Below are 3,633 nucleotides of genomic sequence, written 5' to 3' on the forward strand. Positions count from 1 at the left end.
GCCGGACTAGTTGACCTGGTTGATGATGGTCTCGGCAACCTCACGCATGCTCAGACGGCGGTCCATGGACGTCTTCTGGATCCAGCGGAATGCCTCGGGCTCCGTCAGGCCCATCTTGGTGGTCAGGAGGCTCTTGGCGCGCTCCACGAGCTTGCGGGTGGCGAACTGCTCCTGCAGGTCGGTCACTTCGCTTTCGAGGGCCTTGATTTCCTCGTGCCGGGAGAGCGCGATCTCCAGTGCGGGGATGAGGTCTGCGGGCGTGAACGGCTTGACCACGTAGGCCATGGCGCCGGCGTCGCGGGCGCGCTCGACGAGTTCCTTCTGGCTGAACGCGGTGAGCAGGACCACGGGGGCGATCCGGGCCTTGACGATCTTCTCGGCAGCGGAGATGCCGTCCATGACGGGCATCTTGACGTCCATCAGGACGAGGTCCGGCTTGAGTTCCTCGGCGAGCTGCACGGCCTTCTCGCCGTTGTCCGCTTCGCCGACGACGTCATAGCCTTCGCCCCGCAGGATCTCGATGATGTCTAGCCGGATAAGGGTCTCGTCCTCGGCGACAACCACGCGGCGCGCCGGCTTGGACGTGGGGTTTGACTCCGTCTGTTCTGACACGGGAACTCCTTGGAAAGGTACGGCGGGGACTGGACCATCTTAGGTTGTCACCGCTGCTGTACTGGGACCGGTTATGTTCGATGCGGCGTCACTGGCGCGATTCTGGAATTCAGCCTATCTGCATGTAGAGTAATTTCGCGCACTGGAAGCGATCGCGTTGCTCACAGCACTGTGGCTGGGCGATTATGACACCGGTGTACTCCGCGCCCGAGTGGCGGAATTGGCAGACGCGCCGCACTCAAAATGCGGTATCGAAAGGTGTGTGGGTTCGAGTCCCACCTCGGGCACAGTGTTTTTCCAGTTCAGAGTCTTTTTGGTGTTTTTTCGTGTGGACAGTGTGCACACTCTCGCCTCTGATCTGATGTTCCGGGTGTGTGGGGTCTCGGATAGACCTATTCGGTTGCGTTGGGGGAGCGGCTGCCTACGGCGGACCGGGTACCGCCTTGTGGTCCCTTTTCTGGGTTTTCATCCTTGTCCGTCCTTCCCTTGAGTTTTGCGTTCACCACTTCATGGTGGCCACGGCCGCGCACGACATGATTTGCTGATTATTCGTTCGATCGACCTTGGGTTTGCGGCTGGTCCGGATTTTCCGTTCTGATACCTGTTCATGCAGGGATGCGGAGGGAACTGCATGACATGGCAGCCGATCCGGAGTTGATCATGAGCTCGCTGAGCCTGGCCAGTCGGTAGGCGGGCCGGCATCGCGAGCGATTGCAGGAACTGGTGGGCTTTGCTGCCATGGCCTCCCACCAGTTACCCCGCCGCCGCAGCCATCATTTTTCCCGTCACCGCCGCATCCGGATTCTGGGTATCCGGCATCGCTGTCCTCTCTATTCTGGCAGTGGAAGCTGGCCACGTTGCCCTCAATCAGATCCCGATGATCTCGGCCTCCCAGGCGTCAACGCATGCTGGGCGTGCAGCACGGCGACGACCCAGACCGGATCTTAACCGATCGGCCGGTGCGATCGAGGCGGTCGAGGCGGTCGAGGCGGTCGATACAAGGGCGTATCACACGGGGAGTCCGCCGCGGCAGTAGGGTGGCGTCAACGGAGCCAGTGCCGTCTCCTCAGACGAACCTAGAAACAGGTCGCGCTATCGAGGTATGACTCCGTTGAGGACCGTCCTTTGGCTTGTCCGGTGTTTCTCCTGCCTCTCTGATCAAGCGTCCAAGCGGTGAAGAGAGTGCGCCGGACTTTCTATTGGGCCTCGAAGGGAGGATGCACGCGCAGTTGGGGGGGCGTCCTGCCATGCCCCGGCCGCCGGATGCCAGCGATGCGATTCGAAGCGTATCCGGAGTATCCACTCGAACGCGTCAGATGGTTCGGGGTGCCAGACGGGAAGGGAACGGGAGAACCAAGATCGGCCCTATTGACAGACTGTACGATTGTCGTACAATCTTTTTAGGGAGCCATCGCAACGTCGCGGCCGCCCCATTCGAGAGTTACGAGGAGGTAACTAGTGAGCATCAATGAAGCTGATATGCAGCATAAGAAGTTGGGCCAGGCCGCTTTCGCAGTTGGCGTTGGCAACTTCATGGAGTGGTTCGATTTCGCCGTGTACGGGTTCTTCGCCGTCATCATCGGCCAGCTTTTCTTCGCGGACCAGAACCCCGTGGTATCCCTCTTGTCATCGCTGGGCGTTTTTGCCGTCGGCTTCCTTATGCGACCGCTCGGCGGGNCATCCTCGGGCCGATCGGCGACAAGTACGGCCGCCGTGCGGCCCTGAGTTTCTCGGTCCTGGCCATGGGCCTGGCCACCACGATGATCGGGTTCATTCCGACCTACGCCGCGATCGGCGTCGCCGCCCCGCTGCTGCTGGTGCTCCTGCGCTGCATCCAGGGGCTCTCCGCCGGCGGAGAGTGGACGGGTTCCGCCGCCTTCCTGATTGAAGGAGCCCCCCGCAACCGCCGCGCCACCTACGCCAGCGTCATCTCGGCAACGGCGGCCCTGGCCACCGTCGCCGGCAGCGGCTTCGCCCTTTGGCTCAACAACATCCTGACCAAAGACCAGCTGATGGACTTCGGCTGGAGGATCCCCTTCTGGGCCGCGGCACCTCTGGCCCTGGTCGGCCTGTTCGTCCGCCTCCGGCTGGACGACACCCCGGTCTTCAAGGAAATCAAGAAGACCCGCGAGTCGTCCTCGGTGCCCGCGCCGAAGCTCAAGCGCAACCTCAAGGCCGTCGGCCTGACCATCTGCTTCGCGGCGGTCCAGGGCCTCGGCTACTACTACCTGGCGACGTACGTCGTGAACTACCTCGAAGTGACCCTCAAGATCCAGCGCCCGAACGCCCTGATGCTCAGCGCCATCGGCCTGCTGATCTACATGGTCTTCTGCCCCATCGCCGGCATGATCTCGGACAAGTACGGCCGGCGCATCCCCAACCTCGTCGGCACGGTGGGCTACGTCCTGCTGCCCATCCCGGTCTTCCTGCTGATGAGCACCGGCAACCCGGCCCTCATCATCCTCGGCCTGGTCCTCCTGGGCGCCATCCAGTGCCTGGTCTCCGTGACCACCGTGGTCATGCTCGTCGAGCTCTTCCCGGCGTCCACCCGGGCCACCGGCAGCGCGATCGGCTTCAACATCGCCCTCGCCTTCATCGCCGGCCCCGGACCCTACATCGGCGCGTTCCTGGCCTCCAGCACCGGCAACCCCATCGCACCGGCCTTCTTCCAGGTCTTCATCGCCCTGATCGCCCTGGTGGTCCTGCTCAAGTGGCTCCCGGAGAGCAGCAAGCAGGATATCTTCAGCGACGAGATCGACTGGCACGCGAAGACGCCCGGGCCGGTCGAGGCTGACAAAGTCACCGCCTAAGCGAGGATTACGAGCATGACGCACAGCGATACGTATCAAGTCAGCATTGTGAAGTTCGGTACCCGATCCACAGTGAAGAGCGACGTGTACCTGAACTTCCACATCTACAAAACGGCTGATGAGCCCGTGGACATGGACTACTTCTTCTGGGTAATCCGCAACGGGCAACGTACCGTCGTCGTCGACACCGGGTTCTCCCGGCACGGCGGGG

The 3,633-nt window shown here is 62.3% G+C and carries 3 protein-coding genes and 1 tRNA gene; 3 read left to right on the forward strand and 1 reads right to left on the reverse strand.

Annotation, left to right across the window (positions count from 1 at the left end; all coding sequences use genetic code 11):
- Positions 1 to 6: 6 nt before the first annotated feature.
- A complete protein-coding gene (locus tag K789_RS0120930) occupies positions 7 to 612 on the reverse strand; it encodes an ANTAR domain-containing response regulator (RefSeq protein WP_024368455.1) in 606 nt (201 codons plus the stop codon).
- Positions 613 to 817: 205 nt separating this feature from the next.
- On the opposite strand from K789_RS0120930, the gene K789_RS0120935 reads away from it, so the two are divergent.
- From K789_RS0120935 to K789_RS0120945, 3 genes are all read left to right on the forward strand, one after another.
- Positions 818 to 899: transfer RNA gene (locus tag K789_RS0120935), tRNA-Leu, on the forward strand.
- A gap of 1,449 nt (positions 900 to 2,348) precedes the next feature.
- A complete protein-coding gene (locus tag K789_RS23745; protein WP_237739656.1) occupies positions 2,349 to 3,422 on the forward strand; it encodes an MFS transporter in 1,074 nt (357 codons plus the stop codon).
- A 15-nt stretch (positions 3,423 to 3,437) separates the two neighbouring features.
- On the forward strand, positions 3,438 to 3,633 hold a 196-nt coding region (locus K789_RS0120945; RefSeq protein WP_029705571.1), incomplete at its 3' end, for a hypothetical protein.

It is taken from the genome of Arthrobacter sp. TB 26 (genome assembly GCF_000427315.1).
In the GTDB taxonomy this organism is placed as follows: Bacteria; Actinomycetota; Actinomycetes; order Actinomycetales; family Micrococcaceae; genus Arthrobacter.